The 18,336-nt window shown below is 71.2% G+C and carries 17 protein-coding genes and 1 pseudogene; 8 read left to right on the top strand and 10 right to left on the bottom strand.

Translation table 11 applies throughout. From position 1 onward, the window contains the following. Positions 1-122 precede the first annotated feature (122 nt). The 8 genes and pseudogenes from BIV23_RS08285 to BIV23_RS08255 all read right to left on the bottom strand — a co-directional run bounded on the left by BIV23_RS08285 (position 123) and on the right by BIV23_RS08255 (position 7,521). Positions 123-722 carry a TetR/AcrR family transcriptional regulator gene (locus tag BIV23_RS08285; protein ID WP_245790434.1) on the bottom strand — a complete coding sequence of 200 codons (600 nt, stop codon included), beginning with the start codon at positions 720-722 and terminating at the stop codon, positions 123-125. Positions 723-921: 199 nt separating this feature from the next. Beyond that, positions 922-1,011, bottom strand: a pseudogene (locus BIV23_RS48410) (3-hydroxybutyryl-CoA dehydrogenase); the annotation flags it as partial. A gap of 34 nt (positions 1,012-1,045) precedes the next feature. Continuing rightward, positions 1,046-2,218, bottom strand: a complete 1,173-nt coding sequence (locus BIV23_RS08280; protein ID WP_071380103.1) for an acyl-CoA dehydrogenase family protein — start codon at positions 2,216-2,218, stop codon at positions 1,046-1,048. Between the two features lie 38 nt (positions 2,219-2,256). After that, positions 2,257-3,432: an acyl-CoA dehydrogenase family protein gene (locus tag BIV23_RS08275; RefSeq protein WP_071380102.1), complete on the bottom strand. Its 1,176-nt coding sequence runs from the start codon at positions 3,430-3,432 to the stop codon at positions 2,257-2,259. Between the two features lie 38 nt (positions 3,433-3,470). Further along, a complete protein-coding gene (locus tag BIV23_RS08270) occupies positions 3,471-5,537 on the bottom strand; it encodes an acetate--CoA ligase family protein (protein ID WP_071380101.1) in 2,067 nt (688 codons plus the stop codon). A 1-nt stretch (position 5,538) separates the two neighbouring features. After that, positions 5,539-5,730 (bottom strand): ferredoxin, encoded by a 192-nt coding sequence (locus BIV23_RS08265; RefSeq protein ID WP_071380100.1) that lies wholly within the window; start codon positions 5,728-5,730, stop codon positions 5,539-5,541. Positions 5,731-5,794: 64 nt separating this feature from the next. Further along, positions 5,795-7,051, bottom strand: coding sequence for an NADH-ubiquinone oxidoreductase-F iron-sulfur binding region domain-containing protein (locus BIV23_RS08260; protein WP_079173022.1), 1,257 nt, complete (start codon positions 7,049-7,051; stop codon positions 5,795-5,797). A 44-nt stretch (positions 7,052-7,095) separates the two neighbouring features. Next, complete coding sequence (locus tag BIV23_RS08255) at positions 7,096-7,521, bottom strand: hypothetical protein (protein WP_071380099.1); 426 nt, start codon at positions 7,519-7,521, stop codon at positions 7,096-7,098. Positions 7,522-8,012: 491 nt separating this feature from the next. Here BIV23_RS08255 and BIV23_RS08250 point away from each other — a divergent pair, with 491 nt between their 5' ends. The 7 genes from BIV23_RS08250 (at position 8,013) to BIV23_RS08220 (ending at position 16,104) form a co-directional block, all read left to right on the top strand. Beyond that, positions 8,013-9,191, top strand: a complete 1,179-nt coding sequence (locus tag BIV23_RS08250) for an aromatic ring-hydroxylating oxygenase subunit alpha (RefSeq protein WP_079173021.1) — start codon at positions 8,013-8,015, stop codon at positions 9,189-9,191. Between the two features lie 172 nt (positions 9,192-9,363). Further along, on the top strand, positions 9,364-10,488 hold the full coding sequence (locus tag BIV23_RS08245) for a polyamine ABC transporter substrate-binding protein (protein WP_071380098.1): 1,125 nt from the start codon (positions 9,364-9,366) through the stop codon (positions 10,486-10,488). Positions 10,489-10,491: 3 nt separating this feature from the next. Beyond that, positions 10,492-11,385, top strand: a complete 894-nt coding sequence (locus tag BIV23_RS08240) for an ABC transporter permease (RefSeq protein WP_071380097.1) — start codon at positions 10,492-10,494, stop codon at positions 11,383-11,385. Then, positions 11,382-12,263 (top strand): ABC transporter permease, encoded by an 882-nt coding sequence (locus tag BIV23_RS08235; protein WP_079173020.1) that lies wholly within the window; start codon positions 11,382-11,384, stop codon positions 12,261-12,263. Before BIV23_RS08240 ends, BIV23_RS08235 begins: the two co-directional genes overlap by 4 nt. A gap of 3 nt (positions 12,264-12,266) precedes the next feature. Continuing rightward, a complete protein-coding gene (locus BIV23_RS08230) occupies positions 12,267-13,337 on the top strand; it encodes an ABC transporter ATP-binding protein (protein ID WP_071380096.1) in 1,071 nt (356 codons plus the stop codon). A 27-nt stretch (positions 13,338-13,364) separates the two neighbouring features. Beyond that, the gene (locus tag BIV23_RS08225; RefSeq protein ID WP_071380095.1) at positions 13,365-14,678 is read left to right on the top strand and encodes a flavin monoamine oxidase family protein; all 1,314 of its coding nucleotides are present in this window, start codon (positions 13,365-13,367) and stop codon (positions 14,676-14,678) included. Continuing rightward, on the top strand, positions 14,671-16,104 hold the full coding sequence (locus tag BIV23_RS08220) for an aminobutyraldehyde dehydrogenase (RefSeq protein ID WP_245790432.1): 1,434 nt from the start codon (positions 14,671-14,673) through the stop codon (positions 16,102-16,104). Before BIV23_RS08225 ends, BIV23_RS08220 begins: the two co-directional genes overlap by 8 nt. Here the strand turns inward: BIV23_RS08220 and BIV23_RS08215 are convergent. Both BIV23_RS08215 and BIV23_RS08210 read right to left on the bottom strand, forming a co-directional pair. Beyond that, positions 16,094-16,516: an SRPBCC family protein gene (locus BIV23_RS08215; protein ID WP_071380094.1), complete on the bottom strand. Its 423-nt coding sequence runs from the start codon at positions 16,514-16,516 to the stop codon at positions 16,094-16,096. The two genes, BIV23_RS08220 and BIV23_RS08215, sit on opposite strands and share 11 nt — an antisense overlap. A 14-nt stretch (positions 16,517-16,530) precedes the next feature. Then, a complete protein-coding gene (locus tag BIV23_RS08210) occupies positions 16,531-16,983 on the bottom strand; it encodes a MarR family winged helix-turn-helix transcriptional regulator (RefSeq protein WP_071380093.1) in 453 nt (150 codons plus the stop codon). 586 nt (positions 16,984-17,569) lie between these two features. Between BIV23_RS08210 and BIV23_RS08205 the strand changes: the two genes are divergently transcribed. After that, a complete protein-coding gene (locus BIV23_RS08205) occupies positions 17,570-18,310 on the top strand; it encodes an SDR family oxidoreductase (protein ID WP_071380092.1) in 741 nt (246 codons plus the stop codon). Positions 18,311-18,336: the final 26 nt, after the last annotated feature.

Here is an 18,336-nt window from a genome sequence, read left to right as displayed (position 1 = left end):
CGATCAGCACGGTCGGCGCACGGTGCGTTCGCCGCGTTCTTCCGGAAGCGGGAAGGGCGCCGCTGCACGTCGTCCTCACGGCCGAGCAGGCTCAGCCCGCGCCGCTTCTTCCCACCTGTCACTCACTCCACCGGCATGCCCTCGGGCAGGCTCAGCGCGGCGGACACCTGGCGCCAGATGGATGCCAACGCGCTGTCCAGGCTGACCGTCGGGTCGCGCAGCATGAGGCGGATGCCGTAGCCGTCGCTCAGGGACAGGACGAGTGTGCAGAGGTCGTCGACGTCGGTCGGCGTGAACTCGCCGGAGGCGATACCGCGCCGTACGACGTCGGCCACCCAGGTGTGCAGCTGCGCGTACAGGTCCACGGCATAGGTCCGGGTGGCCTCGTCACGCAGAGCGCGAACCCACAGCTCCTGCCAGAGCCGCCAGTCCTGGTGCAGTTCAGGATCGGTCGGCAACAGGCTACGCACGATGCGCGCCAGGATGACCGCCGCCGGGGCCGTCTCCGCGTCGCGTTCCACATCGTTGGCCGTGTTGGCGAAGGAGTGGGTCATCGCCTCGGTGAACAGCTTCTCGCGCGTGTCGAAGTGATAGTGCAGCAGCGCCGTCGACACACCCGCCTTCTCGGCGACCATGCGCATCCGGATCTTCTCGAAGCCGATCTCCGCGATCGCCTCGCACGCCGCGGTCAGGATGCGCTCGCGCGTGTCTGCCGTGCGCATCTTGGTGGACACCCTGCGGCTCCCCTCGTTCGGTGGTCGTACGCCATGACCAGTTTCCCTCACCTTTCCCCCGAACGGGACGTCACCGGTGCGGTCGTCTCCCGCCGGGATCACGAGGTCTCGGTCGTGCGGCGCGTCGACCCCGGTCGAGTGAGCGGGCGATGCGCAGGCGACCCGAGCGGGCCGTCTACGCGTCGCGTTCCACCACGGTCACCGGCAGGCCGGCCCGCGCACACACCTCGGCGACGCCCCCGCAGCCGTCGGCTCCGACGCGTTCGATGCCGGTCATCCGAGCTTCCCTCCGATCCGTGTCGGGAGTGCGGTCAGACCGTGGGCAGGGCCAGGGCGCGGGTCCCGCGCTTGATCAGCTCGTTGGCGATGATCAGCCGCTGGATCTCGGACGTGCCCTCCCAGATCCGGTCCACGCGCAGCTCCCGGTAGAGCCGCTCGACCGCGTACGTACGGTCGTAGCCACGCCCGCCGTGGATCTGCACGCACCGGTCGATCACCCGGCCCGAGGCCTCGCTGGCCGCGAGCTTGGCTATGGAGGCCTTGGCGTGCATCGCCTTGCGGTCCTCGGCCGAGGCCTGGTCGACCTCCCAGGCGACCTGGTGGGTGTAGGCACGGTTGACGGCGATGTCCACGGCGCAGTCCGCGAGCATCCCCTGGACCAACTGGTACGACGCGATCGGCGCCCCGAACTGCTCACGCTCCACCGCCCACCCACGAGCCAGCTCCAGGGCGCGCTCGGCGGCGCCGACCGTGCGGGCCGCGATCATCAGGCGTTCCTCGGTGAACCACGACCGTGTGATGTCGTACCCCTCGCCGATGCCGCCGAGCACGGCGTCCTCGCCGACCTGGACATCGGTGAAGGTGAACTCGGGGTGCTCGTAGACGAAGGTGTGCATGAAGCGGGGCACGCGGGTCATCTCGATGCCGGGGGTGTCCTTGTCGACGAGGAACAGGGTCGGCGCGCGCTCCGGTCCCGCCGCGGCCAGCACGATCATGAAGTCGGCGTGGTCGCCGACCGTCACGAACCACTTCTCGCCGTTGAGCACCCAGCCCTGATCGTTCCTGGTGGCGGTGGTGGCGAGGTTCTGCGGGTCCGAGCCGGCGCCGCGCTCGGTGACGGCGTAGCAGTCCCGCCGCTCGCCCTTGATCACCGGGATGAGGAAGCGCTCACGCTGCTCCGGGGTGCAGAAGCGGAGTGCGTTGGCGGGCCGCCAGACCGTGTCCCACAGGGCGCCGGTGAGCCGCCCCAACTCCTCCTGCACGGTGACCTGTTCGGCGATGGTGAGTCCGGCGCCGCCCCATTCGGCCGGCATGTTGACCGCCTGGAGTCCCGCGTCGAGGACGGCGTTCCGGATCGTGGCGTGTGCGTCGGCGGGCAGGCCGTTGTTCTCCTCGCACGGGATCTCGTAGGCGGCGATGACTTCGGTGAGGGCGCGGGCGTCGGCCTTGAGCCGGGTCTGGCGCGGGGTGAGGCGGAAGTCCATGGATGTCCTCGCTGTGCGGTGATCGGGAGTGGGCGGTTTCAGTGCGTGGGGAGGGCCAGGACGCGGGTGCCGCGCTTGATCAGCTCGTTGGCGATGATCAGCCGCTGGATCTCGGACGTGCCCTCCCAGATCCGGTCCACGCGCAGTTCGCGGTACATGCGCTCGACGGGGTAGGTGCGGTCGTAGCCCCGGCCGCCGAAGATCTGGAGACAGCGGTCCACGACCCGGCCGGCGGCCTCGCTGGCCGCGAGTTTGGCGGTGGAGGCCTTGGCGTGCATCGTCTTGCGGTCCTCGGCCGAGGCCTGGTCGACCTCCCAGGCGACCTGGTGGGTGTAGGCACGGTTGACGGCGATGTCCACGGCGCAGTCCGCGAGCATCCCCTGGACCAACTGGTACGACGCGATCGGCGCCCCGAACTGCTCACGCTCCACCGCCCACCCACGAGCCAGCTCCAGGGCGCGCTCGGCGGCGCCGACCGTGCGGGCCGCGATCATCAGGCGTTCGTCGGTGAACCATTCCTTGGTCAGTTCGTAGCCGTTGCCGACGCCTCCGAGCACGTCCTGGTCGGCCACGAAGACGTCGGTGAAGGTGAACTCGGGGTGGCCGTTGACCGCGGAGTGCGTGAAGCGCGGCAGCCGGGTCATCTCGACGCCGGAGGCGGCCTTGTCCACGAAGAAGAGGGTGGGCAGCCGCTCGGGTCCGGCGTCCGCCTGCACCAGCAGGAAGTCGGCGATGTCGCCGCAGGTGACGAACCACTTCTCCCCGTTGAGCAGCCAGCCGCCGTCGGTGCGGGTGGCCGTGGAGGTGCCGGAGGACGGGTCGGAACCCGCGCCCGGCTCGGTGACCGCGAACGCGTCGAACTTCTCCGCGCGGATCACGGGCAGCAGGTACTTCTCACGCTGCCGTTCGTCGCCGTACGCGAGGACGTTGGCGGGCCGCCAGGGGATGTCCCACAGACAGTTGGTGACCTTGCCGAACTCCTCCTCCACGATGACCTGGTCCAGGAGGGTGAGGCCTGCCCCGCCCCACTCGGCGGGCATGTTGATGGCGTAGACGCCGGCGTCCATGGCGGCCCGGGTCAGTTCGGCGATCCGTCCCCGTGGCAGGGGGCCACCGGCCTGCTCGGACTGGTCCTCGTGCCGCATCAGGCGGCGGGCGTAGTCGGCGGCGCGACGTTTGAGGTCGGCCTGCTCCGGGGTGTACCGCATGTCCATGGGGGGCCTCTTCGGTTCGGGGCGCTGGTGGGGTGGGGTCAGGCGAGTACGGCGCGGGAGTCGAGGGCGAGGACGCCGTGCCGGCGTACGAGCAGTGGGTTGACCTCGAGTTCGGCGATCTCCGGGTGGGCGGCGGCGAAGGCGGTGATCGTCTCGACGGCCGCGGCTGCCGCGGTGAGGTCGACGGGTGGCCTGCCGCGTACTCCGCCGAGCAGGGCTGCGGTACGCAGTCCGCGCAGCAGGCGCAGGGCGTGCTCGGCGGTGACGGGGGCCAGGGTGAAGGCGACGTCGTGCAGGGCCTCGGCCAGTACACCGCCCAGCCCGACCATGGCGACGGGTCCGAAGCGGGGGTCGCGGTGGACGCCGACGATCAGCTCGATGCCGTCGGTCAGGTCCGCCATGGCTTCCACGGAGTAGGACGAGGCGCCGAGCCGGGCGTGCATGTCGCGGAAGGCTGCGCGGAGTGCGACGGGTCCGGCGAGGCCGAGCGCCACACCTCCGGCGTCGGACTTGTGGAGGAGATGGAGGGCCTTGAGGACATAAGGTCCTCTGAATTCCCTGGTCACGGCGGGGAGTTCGGTTTCGTCGTGGATCTCTCGCGCGGCCGGGAAGGGGAGTCCGGCCGCCTCCAGGACCCTGCGTGTGTGCAGATACCCGCTCTCGCGCAGCGGGGTCGCGGGTACGGGGAGGGGTGTGACGCCCGGGCGGGGTGCGCCGGGTGTCGCCGCGGCGAGGGCGCGGGCGGCGTCCTCGGTGGCGCCGAACACCGGGATACCGGCCTCGGCCAGGGTGCGGCAGCTCGGCGACTCGGGATACATCGACTGCGCCACGAGCGGCTTCGCGGTGGCCCGGTGATGGTCGGCGATCAGACGTGCGGCGGCCTGTTCCCCGTCCGCGAGGACCGTACCTCCTCCCCCGAGCCCGGCCTCGGTGTGCGCGTAGCCGCCGAAGTAGCCGGTCATGAGGACGGCGTCGACCTCTTCGGCGGCCAGCAGCGCGGCGACGGCATCGGCGTACGAGCCCGGGTTCTGCTCGCCCATCCCGGCGAGGTCCACCGGGTTGGCGACGGCCGACTGCTCCCACAGAACCTTTTGCAGGTGTTCGCGCGTCGGCAGGCGGAGTTCCGGCACGGTCAGGGCGGCGGCCTCGATCGCGTCGGCGGCGATGCCGCCGTGGCCGCCGCCGTCGGTGAGCACGGCGACCCGGCGGCCGGCCGCCCGCCGTGCGCCGTTCAACGCCGCCAGGACGACGGTGAGTTCGCGTGGAGTGGTGACCAGTTCCACACCGGTGTCCCGGCATACGGCGCTCACCACGTCGGCCGGGGTGGTCAGCGCTCCGGTGTGGGACTGGGCGCTGCGTGCGGCGGCGTCGCCGCGACCGGCGGTGAGCAGGACCACGGGCTTGCCCGTATCGGCGCTGGTTTCGGCAGCGGTTTCGGCGAAGGCGCGTCCGTCGGCGAAGTCCTCCGCGTAGATCGCGATGGCTCGGGTGCCCTCGTGCCGGGCGCAGTCGGCCAGCAGGTCGACGAGGGTGACGTCGGCCTGGTTGCCCAGCGAGACGAACCGGGAGAAGCCGAGCCCGTGCGGGCGGAAGCGGAGCTGGAGTTCCAGGGCGAGGTTGCCGCTCTGGCTGAGGAGCGCGATGCCGCCGGGGGTGAAGGTGTCGGAGGCCAGGAAGAGATCGGTGGTGTTGTCGGCCAGCCCGAGGCAGTTCGGCCCGACCATCACCGCACCGGCGGCACGCACGCGTTCGGCGACGGCGTGCTGGCGTGCCCGTCCCGTGTCACCGGTCTCCGCGAAGCCGGCGGTGATGGCGACGAGGGCCCGGGCCCCGCACGTCAAGGCTTCGTCGACGGCGTCCTCGAAACCGGCGGCGGGCACGCAGACCACGGCCAGGTCGACGGGTTCGCCGATCGCGCTCAGGCTGGGGGCGGCGGTACGGCCGAACACGGTGCCGCCGCGCCGGTTGACCAGGTGGACGGGGCGGCGCCCGTTCGCACGCAGGGCCTGGGCGGCGACGGCGTGGCCGTACTTGGCCGGGTCGTCGCTGGCTCCGACGACGGCGACGGAGACGGGGTCGAAGAGTGCCGACAGGTCGCGTCCCATGTCACTTCACCAGTCGCAGCGCGGAATTGGGGCAGGCCGCCACGGCCTCTTCGGCGACGCCTGCGCCCTCGGCGGGCACGTGGCTCACGAGCACCTGGGCGTATCCCCACTCGTCGAGGTCGATCAGCTCGGGCGCGGGTTCCCGGCAGAGGCCGTAGCCCTGGCAGCGGGTGGAGTCAAGCAGGAGTTTCACGGGGCGGTCCTTTCGGTGCGGCGGGTCGGGGCGGCTCGGTGGAGTGGGATGGCACGGACCGGGGTCAGGGCACGGGCACCGTGAACCGGCGGGCGTCGAGGAGTGCCGGATCCGCGCAGGCGGCGCAGGTGGCGTCACGGTGGGCATCGACACGACCCGGGAAGTGGGCGAGGAGAGTGGCGGCGATCCGGGCGGCGGCGTCGAGCAGGCCGCAGGCCCCGCGGCCGGGCAGCTGCCGCGACCAGCGGCGCAGCCGGTCGGCCGCCGCGTCGTCCGCCTCGCCACGAGCCACGGCCGTGAGAGTCCCGGCCAGCGCTCCGGTCCCGGAGACACACACCCCGCATTGCCGGGCGCTCTGGGCCGCGAGGTGGGCGGCGGCCCCGGCGGCCACGGCGACGGGGCAGTCCTCGGGGTGCAGGAAGTGCAGCGCGCCGCAGCCGAGGGTTCCGCCGGCCGCCCTCGCGTGGTCGTGATCGAGCAGGAGGTCCGTCCACCCGGCGCCGTGCAGTCCGCCGGACAGGCCACCCAGCAGGACCGCCTCGGCCCTGCCGTGTCCGCACAGGTCGGCAAGGACCTTCAGGTGCGTGCCGGCGGGTACCTCGGCCAGGACGGCGGCGGAATCACCTGATCCGGATACCGTCACCAGATGAGCACCGGCCACGGCCACCGCGGCATCGGGACACGCACGCATCACCGCGATCCGCGCCAGCGTCTCGACGTTGGCGACCAGCGTGGGCGCGCCGCCGATCCCGGCCTCGTAAGGGCGCGGGGGCTTGGCCGTGGGCAGTGCCGGACCGCCCTCGATGCGCCGTACCACCGCGGTCTCCTCTCCGGCCACGTACGTGTGGTCCGTGCGTACGACGCCGACGGGTACGTGGGTGGGACGCTCGGCGAGTGCGTGGCGGACGGCCTGTTCGGCGCGGGTGTCGGACAGATAGACGAAACCGCGCTCGGCGCCGGTCATGGCGGCGGCCAGCCGCAGGCCGTCCAGGATCAGGTGCGGCCGGTGGCGCAGCAGCCACCGGTCCTTGACCGATCCGGGCTCACCCTCCTCGCCGTTGGCGACGACGACGGGGCGGCCGGGTGCGTCGAGGACGGCGCGGATCTTCACGGCGGCGGGGAAGCCGGCGCCTCCTCGGCCACGCAGTCCCACGGCGGCGATCCGGTCGAGCAGCCGGTCCCGCACGGTCAGCGGGGCGTACCCGCCCACCGCGAGGTATCCGGCGAGGTCCTCGGCACCGCGGTGCGGTTCGGCACCGAGTACCGGTGAGACGAGCATCCCGGGCTGTTCTCCGGGGAGGAAGGATCGGACGCCGGTCATGCGGTGCTCCCGGGCTCGAAGCGGCTGGAGTTGCTGGAGTTGCTTCAGTGACTCAAGGGGCTGAAAAGGTCCGAGTGGCCGGAGTGCCGCATACGGTGCAGGCGCGCCAATGCCCGCTCCAGGTCACGCCGTTGTGTGGCGGTGCGTGCGTAGGCGGTGCCGGGCAGACCGATCAGCATGCGGTGGTGGTCGAGGACGACCTCGCCGGCCACGAGCGCCGCTCCGGGATCGGCGGTCACGGACGCCTCCGCCGCCTTGACGACCAGGTCGGTGACCTCGCCGAGGTAGCGCAGCCAGCTGTGCTGTGTGCCGCGCAGCACGAGCCGCTCCACGCGCTGCCGCTCGGCGGTGACCAGGGCCGACGACGGGCGACCCGCCGCCTGTGCACGCAGGACGGCCACCGCGGCGGGCAGTTCCTGCTCGGGCTCGGGCGTGAGACCGAGCCATACCAGGCTTCGGCGGGCGCTCATGCGTGCCTCCTTGGTCGCACCGTGTCCGGACGACCCGGAAACGGAGGGTGGCGGGGCGACGGAGTGGACGGGAGATCTTCCGGAGCCCGATCGGAACGCGGGCGGGAAGCGTGTGCGGGGTGTCCGGCCCGGGGTCGGGCACCGTGCGGACAGTGGGAGTCCTGACCTGTGCGCGGCGTACGGCGGAAACCGCGCACCGCCCGGACCAGAGGTGTCCGGATTTGGACGTCCAGGGGACGCGGATCGGAGTCCACCGGCGGGCGGCACGAACCGCGAAGAGCCTTGCGTGGGCCTCGGCCATCCGCCCGCCACGAGACTAACTAACTAATTAGTCAGGACACAAGTCTTGACTTGCGACCGCCCTGGTCGCACTCTGACTAACCAATTAGTCAGCTCGATTCCGGCAGGTCACAGCAGGCCGTTTCTGCCGGAATTCTCCCTGGCGTAGCCTCACCGCCCATCGCCGCCGCCGCGGCGCGGAGGAGGACTCCATGCACCCCTCGACCACCACCCGGGCAGCCCTCGGCTCCCCTGCCCCGCCACAGCAGCCCCTCACACATCCTGGGGAAGCGCTACCGGCCCGCTACTACACGGATCCGGCCATCGCCGAGACCGAGACCGGCCGCATCTTCGCCAAGTCGTGGCAGCTCGTCTGCCATGAATCCGATCTCCCCGGCACCGGCGCCCGTCTGACCGCCACGGCCGCAGGCCGGAAGGTGCTGGTGGTCCGCACCGAGGACGGCGGCCTCGCCGCCCACCTCAACGTCTGCCGGCACCGTGGCACCCGCCTGGTCACCGAGCCCGAGCCGTCCGGCAAGGCGATCCGCTGCCCGTACCACGGCTGGACCTACAAGCTGGACGGACGCCTGGTCGGCGCCCCCGAGGCACGCCGCATCCCCTGCCTGGACAAGCCCCGGCTCGGGCTGCACCCGGTCAACGTGGAGTCCTTCCTGGGCTTCGTCTTCGTCAACCTCGACCTGGAGGCGACCCCGCTCGCCGAGAGCTGCGCCGGACTCGCCGAGGCCGTCGGCCGCTATGCCGGGCCCGGCCTCGTCCCCGTCGGCAGGCACCGCATCCACGACGTGGCGCACGGCGAGGAGCAGAACGCGAACTGGAAGGTGATCGTCGACAACTACCTGGAGGGATACCACGTCCCCGTGGCCCACCCCGCGCTCATGCGGCTGCTGGACTACCAGGCGTACACGGTGGACGTTCAGGAGAACTACGTCCTGTTCGAGTCGCCCCTGCGCGACAAGCCCTCCTCGAACTGGGCCGAGCGGCTCTACCAGCGACTCGGGACGCCGATGCCAGGGCTGACCGAGGCCGACCGGCGGGTGTGGCGGTACGCCGTGATCTATCCCAACACACTCATCGACTTCTACCCCGACCACGTGCTCGCGTGGACCGCCCTGCCCACCGCCCAGGACCGGGCGGCGATCCCCGGTGCCTTCTACGCCAAGCACGGCGAGAGCGTCCGCACCCGGCTGGCCCGCCGGCTGAACATCCATATCGGCTGGGTCACCAACGACGAGGACGCCGAGCTGGTGGAGCGGGTTCAGGCCGGCCTGGCCACGCCCGGGTTCGAGCCGGGCCCGCTCTCGCAGCGCGAGGCCGCCGTCGGCTGGTTCGCCCGCCGGGTCCGGGACGACCTGGAGGGGGACACACGGTGACGTCCTCCCGCACGCCGCACACGGCAGGCCTCCCGACGGGCTTACCCCTCCCCCACTGACACTCGCTCGCACCCTCCCCAGACCGGTCTTCCCTGCGGAGTCAGGGCCTCCGTGAGCCGACCAGCCGGTCCAGCCCTGGAGTTGTGCCGTTCCTCGACGGAGAGGACGTTCCGTGTCCCCCGAGGTACCTCCGCCCACCCGACGCGCCCTGCTGCGGGCAAGCGCCTACGGCCTGCTCGGTGCCGCGGCCGGCGGCTGCGGGTTCATGCCCGCCACGACGCCCGACGCCCAGCAGCTCGCCCCGGTCACCCCACGCGTCGACGGCGATCTCGTCTACTTCAACTGGGCCGACTACGTCGACCCGTCCGTGTTCAAGGGCTTCGAGAAGGAGTACGGCGTCAAGGTCGTCCAGTCGAACTTCGACTCGATGGAAGGCATGGTCGCCAAGCTCAACGCCGGCAACCGCTACGACGTCCTCTTCCCCAGCGCCACGTGGGCCCAGCGCCTGGTCCGCGGCGGCCGGCTGCGCCGCATCGACCACACCCGACTCCCCAACGCACACGCGATCTTCGGCACGTACACGTACTTCGCCGACCCCTGGTACGACCCCGGCTCCGCCCACACCGTCCCCTTCACCGCGTACAAGACCGGCATCGGCTGGCGCCGCGACAGGATCGGCGAACTGACCGGATCCTGGCGTGACCTGTGGAGCGACAAGGCGCGCGGCAAGGTCTTCCTCCTGGACGACCGCGACGAGGTCCTCGGCATGGGCGCCCTGGAACTCGGTCTGAAGGTCAGCACCGGGAACACCGATGACCTCGACCGGATCACCTCGCTGCTGGACACCCTGCGCCCGCGGCTGCGCGGCTTCTCCAGCGACAGCTACAACAACCTGCTCAACGGCGACGCGGTCATGACCCAGGCGTGGAGCGGCGACATGGCCGCCATGCTCAACCAGGCCAAGGACCCCTCCGTGTTCGGCTTCGAGGCCCCCAAGGAGGGCACGCCGATCAATTCCGACTGCTACGCCATCCCCTGGAACGCTCCGCACCCCGGCACCGCCATGCTGTTCATCGACTACATGCTGCGGCCGGAGAACGTGAAGAAGAACATCGAGTACATCGGCTACCCGATGCCGGTGGCCGGCACCGAGAAGACGTACGCCGACCTGGTCAAACCCTTCCCCGAGTGCCTCGTCACCGAGGACGACCTCAAGGCCGGCCTGTTCTTCCGCAACGGCGACCGCGCGGCGGAGGACGCCCGCGACACCGCCTGGACCCATGTGAAGGCGGGCTGACCGATGGCACTGCTCCGCCCCTTCGCACGTACCCGTCGGCGTGGCGCCGACGGCGACCGCGTCTGGACCTGGCTCATGCTGCCGGGCACCGTGTGGATGACCGGATTCCTGATCGCCTCGCTGGTACTGGTCGCCGTGCTCGCGGTCGGCACCACCGACGACCTCGGCAATCCGCGCTTCGGCTTCGACCTCTCCGGCGTGCGTGCGCTCGCCGACCCCGCCTACACCGAGGTACTGGCCCGTTCTCTCGGCTACGCCGTGCTGACCTGCGCGGTGTGCCTGCTGATCGCCTACCCGGTGGCGTACACCATCGCCCTGTACGGCGGGCGTTACAAACACGGCCTGATCGCCGCGATCGTGGTGCCGTTCTTCGCCAACTACCTGGTACGCATGTACGGCTGGTCGGTCGTGCTGTCCGACGACGGACCGGTGCTGCGCGCTCTGCGTGCCGTCGGGCTCGCCGACGGGCGCACGAAGATCCTCAACACGGGCGTCGGCGTGGTCGCGGGACTCGTCTACGGCTTCGTGGTCTTCATGATCATCCCGCTGTACGCGGCCCTGGAACGCCTGGACGTCTCCCTCATCGAGGCCGGCCGCGACCTGTACGGCGGTCCCGTGCGCACCTTCTTCTTCGTCACCCTGCCCGCCACCCGGCAGGGTGCCGCGGCCGGACTCGTGCTGGTCTTCCTGCCCGCCATGGGCGACTTCGTCAGCGCCCAGCTGATGGGAGGACCGGACCAGATCATGATCGGCAACCTCATCCAGGACAAGTTCTTCCAGGGCCAGAACTGGCCGCTGGGTTCCGCGCTCACCATGCTGCTGATGCTCGTCCTGCTGATCGGGATGTTCGGCTACCTGCGGCGCACCCGCAAGGACGAGGCGGAGGCCCGCCGATGACCCTGCTCAGACTGCCCTCCGCCACGGCTCCCTCGCGTCCGGCGGCCCGGACCCGCACCCGACGAGGCCGCACCGAGCGCAGGCCACGCGTCCTCGTCGCCGTCACCGCGCTCTTCTTCGCGCTGCTCTACCTGCCCATCGCCGTCGTCACCCTGTTCTCGTTCAACTCCAAGAAGTCCCTGACCGTCTTCGGCGGGTTCAGCCTGCGCTGGTACCGCGCCTTCGTCCACGACGACGTGCTGGTCTCCTCACTGGGGGCCAGTCTGCGCATCTCCCTGGTGGCAATGAGCGGCTCGGTCGTACTCGGGGCGGCTCTCGCGCTCGGTCTGGTGCGCTGCCGCACCCGGCTCGGCTCGCTGGCCGGCCTGATCATGCTGGTTCCGCTGATCACGCCGGAGATCGTCACCGGTGTCGCGTCGATGCTGCTCTTCAAAGGGGTGGGCGTGGATCTGTCCACGGGCACGGTCATGCTCGCCGAGATCACCTTCTCGATCTCCTACGTCACCGTCATCCTCCGCTCACGGATCGCCGCGCTGAACCCGGAGGTGGAGGAGGCCGCGATGGACCTGGGCGCCACCCGCTGGCAGGCGGTGCGCCTGGTGACCCTGCCGGCTCTGCTGCCGGCCGTGCTCGCCTCCGCCGTGCTCATCTTCGCGCTGGTCTTCGACGACTTCGTCCTCGCCTACTTCACCACCGGCGTGGATCCCCAGCCGCTGTCGGTGCGGATCTACTCCGCGATCCGCTTCGGGGTGCAGCCCACCATCAACGCCGTCGGCACCCTGATGCTCGCCGGATCCATCGCGCTGATCGCCCTGGCCCTGTTCATCCCGCGCCTCTTCGGCCGTCGCGGCGGCCTCGACATCCTCTCCGGAGAGTGACCCATGGACGCGACCCCGGCCGTCCGCCTCGACGGCGTCTCCAAGCAGTTCGCGGACTCCTACGCCGTCCACCGGCTCGACCTCGACATCGAGAGCGGCCACTTCTACTCCCTGCTCGGCCCCTCCGGCTGCGGCAAGACCACCACGCTGCGCATGATCGGCGGGTTCAGCGACCCCACCGACGGCTCGGTGCTGCTCGCCGGTGCGGACGTGACCGCGCTGCCGCCGAACCGGCGCAACGTCAACACGGTCTTCCAGAGCTACGCGCTCTTCGACCACCTGGACATCGCCGGCAACGTCGCCTTCGGCCTCAGGCGCAAGGGCGTGGCCAAGGCCGAGATACGCCGGCGGGTCGGCGACATGCTGGAGCTGGTCCAGCTCGGCGGCCTCGCCGACCGCAGGCCCGGTACGCTCTCCGGCGGCCAGCGCCAGCGCGTCGCGCTCGCTCGTGCGCTGGTCAACCGTCCGGCCGTGCTGCTCCTGGACGAGCCGCTGGCCGCCCTCGACCTGAAGCTGCGCCGGCAGATGCAGGTCGAGCTGAAGCAGATCCAGCGCGAGGTCGGCATCACCTTCGTCTTCGTCACCCATGACCAGGACGAGGCGCTGACGATGTCGGACCGGATCGCCGTGATGAACGACGGACGCATCGAACAGAGCGGCACCCCCGAGGACGTCTACGAGCACCCCGCCAGCCGGTTCGTCGCCTCGTTCATGGGCACCTCCAACCTCATGACCGGCACCTACCGGGACGGCGAGGTCGCCCTCGACAGCGGTCCCGCCCTGCCGGTCGGCGCTCGGCCCGGTATCTCCGACGGCACCTCGGTCAGCGTCTCGGTACGCCCCGAGAAGGTGTGGCTCTCCGACTTCGAGCCGGGCATGTCGGTGCTGTCGGGAGTGATCCGCGAAACGGTCTACAGCGGCCCCACCACGACCTACCTCATCGAAGTCGCCCCGGGCGTCACGCTGTCCGTACTGGAGCAGAACACGGCCCGCGCGCGCATGGAGGACCGCTGGAGCGGCGGCGAGACGGTGGAGTTCGGCTGGCGTCCCGAGCACTGCCTCGTCCTGGTCTGAGCGCGCCCGACGACGAAAGCGAAACCGATGCATCACGACGTGATCGTGCTCGGGGCCGGTCTGGCCGGCCTCGCCGCCGCCCGGGACCTGGCCGCCGCGGGCACCGACGTGCTCGTCCTGGAGGCCCGGGACCGCGTCGGCGGCCGGGTCGAGCAGACCCGTACACCCGACGGCCGTACGGTCCAGCTGGGCGGTGAAGTGGTCGGCCTGGCCCACACCGCCTATCTGCGGCTCGCCGAGGAACTGGACCTGGAGCTGGTGCCCAGCTACGTCGCCGAGCCCGGCCGTATCACCCGCTCCACCCCCGAAGGTCTTTCACCCGGCGACCCGCCGCACTGGTTCGGCCCCGGCGATTCGGCCCAACACGAGCGGCTCGGCAGGGAGTTCGGCGAGCTCGCCGCCACGGTAAACCCCGACGACCCCTGGTCGCATCCGGACGCCACCGCCCTGGACCGGCTGTCCGTTGCCGACTGGCTGCGCTCCCGACATGCCTCAGCCGCCGTGGTGCGGCTGTGGGACATCGGTCAACTGGCCCTGGCGGGAGGGTCGTACGAGCGCGTCTCGCTCCTGGCGGCCCTGCGCAAGAGCGCGGCGGTCCCGGGCATGGGCGACTACGACTACGACGACTGGGAGGGAGTCCGGTTGGCGGCGGGGTCGGCCACCCTCGCCGAGGTCATGGGCCGCGAGCTGGGCCCGCGCATCCGGCTCGGCTCGCCCGTCGCCGCGCTGGACGTACGGCCCGGCCACTGCACCGTGCGCCTGGGCACCGGCGAGGGCCTCACCACGGGCGCCGTGGTGTGCGCCCTGCCGGTGGGACCGCTCCGGTCGGTCGCCGTCACCGGGGTCAGCGACGCCCGCCTGGCGTCGCTGCACCGCCAACGGCAGGCGGTGGCCGCGAAGTTCGCCGCCGTGTACGACCGTCCCTTCTGGCGCGCCGCCGGTCTGAGCGGTCTGTCCGAGGCCGAAGGGGTCCTGGGCAGCACCTGGCCGCAGCACGAGGGCGTGCTGTCGGCGCTGGTCCCGCCCGAGCGCTATGGCGTCCTGCTGGGCACACCGCCTCATCGGCGCACCCCCGAACTGCTCGCCGAGGTGGCCGGCATGTTCGGCGACGAGGCGCTGCGGCCGTCCTCCTGCCATCTGCGGATGTGGGGCACCGACCCGTGGACCCAGGGTTACGTCACACAGTGGCCGCCGGGCGAGGTGATGGGGGTCGGCCCGCTGCACGGCACCCATGAACCGCCGTTCTACGTCTGCGGCTCGGACCAGTGGGTCGCCGGCTACATGGAAGGCGCCGTCCGCACCGGCCGCGCCGCGGCCGAGGAGGCACTGCGCCGTGGCTGAGAACACCGACCTGACGACCGTCCTCAACCACGTCGGCGGCAAGGAGGTGCCAGCGGCCTCCGGGGCGACCCTGTCGCTGATCGACCCCGCCACCGCGCTCCCTCACGGCACGGCACCGCTCTCCGGTCCGAGGGACGTGGACGCGGCCTGTCGGGCGGCGCGACTGGCCTTCCCGGGCTGGTCGGCCACCACTCCCGCGACACGGCAGAGCGTGTTGCTGCGCATGGCCGACGCCCTGGAACGGGAGGCGGCCACCGTGGCGGACACGGAGGTGAGGGATACGGGCAAGCCGCGGGCCCTGTTCCTGGTGGACGAACTGCCCGCGATCGTGGACGTGCTGCGGTACGTCGCCGGAGCCGCACGGAACCTGCCGGGCACCGCGGCCGCCGAGTACACCCCGGGCCGCACCTCGATCCTGCGTCGCGAACCGGTCGGTGTCTGCGCCCAGATCACGCCGTGGAACTACCCGCTGATGATGGCCGTCTGGAAGGTCGCCCCCGCGCTGGCGGCAGGCAACACGGTCGTGCTGAAACCGTCGGACACCACCCCGTCCTCGGCCGTGCTGCTGGCCCGGCTGGCCGCCGAACAGCTGCCGCCCGGGGTGCTCAACGTCGTGTGCGGCGACCGCGGCACCGGACGACTGCTGGTCGCCCACCCCGAGGTCCGGCTCGTCGCGGTCACCGGCAGCGTCCGCGCCGGGCAGGAGATCGCCGCCGCCGCGGCGGCCGACCTCAAGCGGCTCCACCTCGAACTCGGCGGCAACGCACCCGTCCTGGTCCACGCGGACGCCGATCTCGACGACGCGGTCGAGCAGTTGTCGTCACTGTCCTTCTACAACGCGGGCCAGGACTGTACGGCGCCCACCAGGATCCTGGTCGACCACCGGATCCACGACACGTTCGTGGACGCCTTCGCGCGCCGGGCCGAGCGCCGCGTACCGGGCACCTCCGTGGGCGAACACGCCGACTTCGGACCGCTCGCCCATGCCACGCAACTCGCCGTCGTACAAGGGATGTTGGAACGCCTTCCGGCCCATGCCGAGGTCGTCACCGGCGGCCGGGCCCTGGACCGCCCCGGCTACTTCCACCAGGCCACCGTGGTGGCCGGGGTCCGGCAGGGGGACGAGATCGTACGGAGCGAGGTGTTCGGCCCGGTCGTCACCGTGCAGCCGTTCGGCGACGAGGCCGAGGCGTTGCGGATGGCGAACGCGGTCCCGCAGGGGCTGGCCGCGAGCGTCTGGACCCGCGACCACGACCGCGCCATGCGCGCGAGCCGCGCGCTGCACACGGGCATCGTCTGGGTCAACACGCATGGCACGACCGTCTCGGAGATGCCTCACGGCGGCGTGCGGCACTCCGGCTACGGCAGCGACCTCTCGCTCACCGGCCTGCTGGACTACACACAGGTCAAGCACGTCATGCTGTGACGTCCGCCAAACCGCCCTCCAGGATCCTCTTCAGAGTGGCGAGTTCGATGTCGACCAGGTCGATCTGCGCCTCGAACTCGGAATCGTCAAGCGACGGCGGCTGATAGAAGGTCATCATGAACTCGGCGCCGTCGCCGTTGGGGACCACACGGGCCGGCACGCGCCAGGAGTCCGTCTCGTCGTCGAAGATGTGATCGACGATCCCGAACTCGGTGTTGGCCCGTAGCCCCAGCTTGGCCGCGCCCAGCGGGGTGGACATGCGCCACCAGTCGGGGTCGTCGGTGGGCTCGATGGACTGGACGTTGACCACGGCCCACTTGGGCCAGTTCGCGGGATCGGCGAGGAAGGCGAAGACCTCCTCGTGGGGCCGGTCGATGCCGATGGTCTTGGTGATGGAGTGCTTGATGCTCACGGTGCGCTTCTCTCTCAAGGGTTGTCGGGCGGCGGCGCGGGGTGGGCCTCGCCCACCAGGCGCCGGATCCACTGCTCCAGTTGCCGGCGCTGGCCTGCGTCGAGCGAGCCGAAGTAGTGGAGGTCGTTGCGGTCGGCGAGCTCGGCCAGCTCCGGCACGAGGAGCCGCCCCTGGTCGGTCAGGACCAGCCGCACCGTACGCCGGGAGGCGGGGTCCGGCTCGCGGCGGACGAGACCCTTGGCCGCGAGACGGTCGACCAGGCGGGAGACGGCTCCCGGATCGATGTCCATGTGCGCGGCCACGGCCTTGGTGGTGTCGTGGCCATGGAACACGCTGGCCATCACCCCCCACTGGGAGACGGTGACGTCGTGCAGAGCGAGTTCGGCCTCGAACCGGCCGTGCACCTCGTCGGAGAGGCGGCGCAGCCAATAGCCGAGGTGGTCGTGGAGTCCACTTGGGTTACTCACCCCTCCAGCATCGTTGTCACGACAACTATTGTCAAGGCAATCGCGCGAGCGCCCCGATACTCGATGCCATGACCGCCGGCGCGGGCCGTCTACGGCGCGAACATGCCCGGCTCCGCCTCGGCGTCACCGTTCGGGCTGTGAAAGAGCCGCAGCGGGCTTCGGCTTGCCGCGTCGCCACCGCGGTCCGCATCCGCCCCGTCCACCCGGCCTTCACCTCAGGCGGGTCGAAGCCAGGCCGACCGCGTCGCGGACCTCGTCCTTGAACAGCGGGTCCATCGACACCTCCATCGCCTCGGATCGGTGCGGGGCCGGCGCGAAGACCGGTAGTGACGGCGACGACGTCCTGGCGGAGGAATTCGGCGAAGTTCTGCACGGGCCCTCCGCGCGGCGGTCAGCGGCTTGCCTCGGGGCGCGTCGCGTCCAGTGACGATCACCGGGTTGCCGGGGCCGTCGTCCAGGCCGATGAACCCGGGGCCGGGTGTGCGTGGCCTGCATCACTCTCCCAATTTCGGCTGCGGCGACGGTTTTCGCTTCCGGGGCTGGTCTTGATGCCGACCGAACCCGACCATCCACCCAGGAGAGTCCGATGTCCGAGCAGTTCCGGACCGCCGTCGTCACCGGCGCCAGCCGCGGATTCGGGCGCGCGATCGCCACCGCGCTCGTCGCCACGGGCACCCGCGTCATCGGCATCGCCCGCGACGAGCAGGCGCTTCGCGCCGTACGCCAAGATCTCGGCGACGGCTTCACACCCGTCGCAGCCGATGCCACCGACGAAGCGGTCGCGCAGGACGTGATCCGCGAGCACCGTCCCACTCTGCTCGTCCTGAACGCCGGGGTACCGCCGCACATGGCGCCCGTCCACGAGCAGACCTGGGAGACCTTCAGTCGCAACTGGCACGTTGACACCCGGCACGTCTTCGCCTGGACCACGGCGGCGCTGCGCGTCCCGCTGGCGCCGGGCAGTGTGGTCCTCTCCCTGTCCAGTGGAGCGGTCCTGGGTGGCTCGCCGCTCAGCGGTGGCTATGCCAGTGCCAAGGCCGCCATCCGCTACCTGCGCGGGTACGCGGCCGAGGAGTCGGAGCGGGCCGGACGGGGCATCCGGTTCCTGACGGTGCTTCCGCAGATGACCCCGGGCACCGGCATCGGCTCGGTCGCGATCGCGGGCTACGCCGAGCGCCAGGGCGTCGACCAGGCCGCCTTCGTGGAGGGGCGGCTGCCCATCCTCACCCCGGAGCAGTTCGCCAAGGCCGCCCTGGAGGTCGCCGGAGACCCGCAGAGCGCTCCCGAGTACCGCGGCACCGGTGCCGGTCTGCAGCCGATCGACTGAGCCGGCCTCTACGGTGGACCGCACCG

This window comes from Streptomyces monashensis (genome assembly GCF_001866665.1).
In the GTDB taxonomy this organism is placed as follows: domain Bacteria; phylum Actinomycetota; class Actinomycetes; order Streptomycetales; family Streptomycetaceae; genus Streptomyces; species Streptomyces monashensis.
Note: the sequence above shows the minus strand (reverse complement) of the source record. Positions and strands in the feature narration are given on the sequence as shown.

Excerpts from the sequence above, each read along its gene's own strand:
- BIV23_RS08270 (WP_071380101.1), bottom strand. The coding sequence starts at position 5,537 with ATGGGACGCGACCTGTCGGCACTCTTCGACCCCGTCTCCGTCGCCGTC.
- BIV23_RS08230 (WP_071380096.1), top strand. The coding sequence starts at position 12,267 with ATGGACGCGACCCCGGCCGTCCGCCTCGACGGCGTCTCCAAGCAGTTC.
- BIV23_RS08255 (WP_071380099.1), bottom strand. The coding sequence starts at position 7,521 with ATGAGCGCCCGCCGAAGCCTGGTATGGCTCGGTCTCACGCCCGAGCCC.
- BIV23_RS08280 (WP_071380103.1), bottom strand. The coding sequence starts at position 2,218 with ATGGACTTCCGCCTCACCCCGCGCCAGACCCGGCTCAAGGCCGACGCC.
- BIV23_RS08225 (WP_071380095.1), top strand. The coding sequence starts at position 13,365 with ATGCATCACGACGTGATCGTGCTCGGGGCCGGTCTGGCCGGCCTCGCC.
- BIV23_RS08285 (WP_245790434.1), bottom strand. The coding sequence starts at position 722 with ATGCGCACGGCAGACACGCGCGAGCGCATCCTGACCGCGGCGTGCGAG.
- BIV23_RS08205 (WP_071380092.1), top strand. The coding sequence starts at position 17,570 with ATGTCCGAGCAGTTCCGGACCGCCGTCGTCACCGGCGCCAGCCGCGGA.
- BIV23_RS08275 (WP_071380102.1), bottom strand. The coding sequence starts at position 3,432 with ATGGACATGCGGTACACCCCGGAGCAGGCCGACCTCAAACGTCGCGCC.
- BIV23_RS08250 (WP_079173021.1), top strand. The coding sequence starts at position 8,013 with ATGCACCCCTCGACCACCACCCGGGCAGCCCTCGGCTCCCCTGCCCCG.
- BIV23_RS08240 (WP_071380097.1), top strand. The coding sequence starts at position 10,492 with ATGGCACTGCTCCGCCCCTTCGCACGTACCCGTCGGCGTGGCGCCGAC.
- BIV23_RS08260 (WP_079173022.1), bottom strand. The coding sequence starts at position 7,051 with ATGACCGGCGTCCGATCCTTCCTCCCCGGAGAACAGCCCGGGATGCTC.
- BIV23_RS08235 (WP_079173020.1), top strand. The coding sequence starts at position 11,382 with ATGACCCTGCTCAGACTGCCCTCCGCCACGGCTCCCTCGCGTCCGGCG.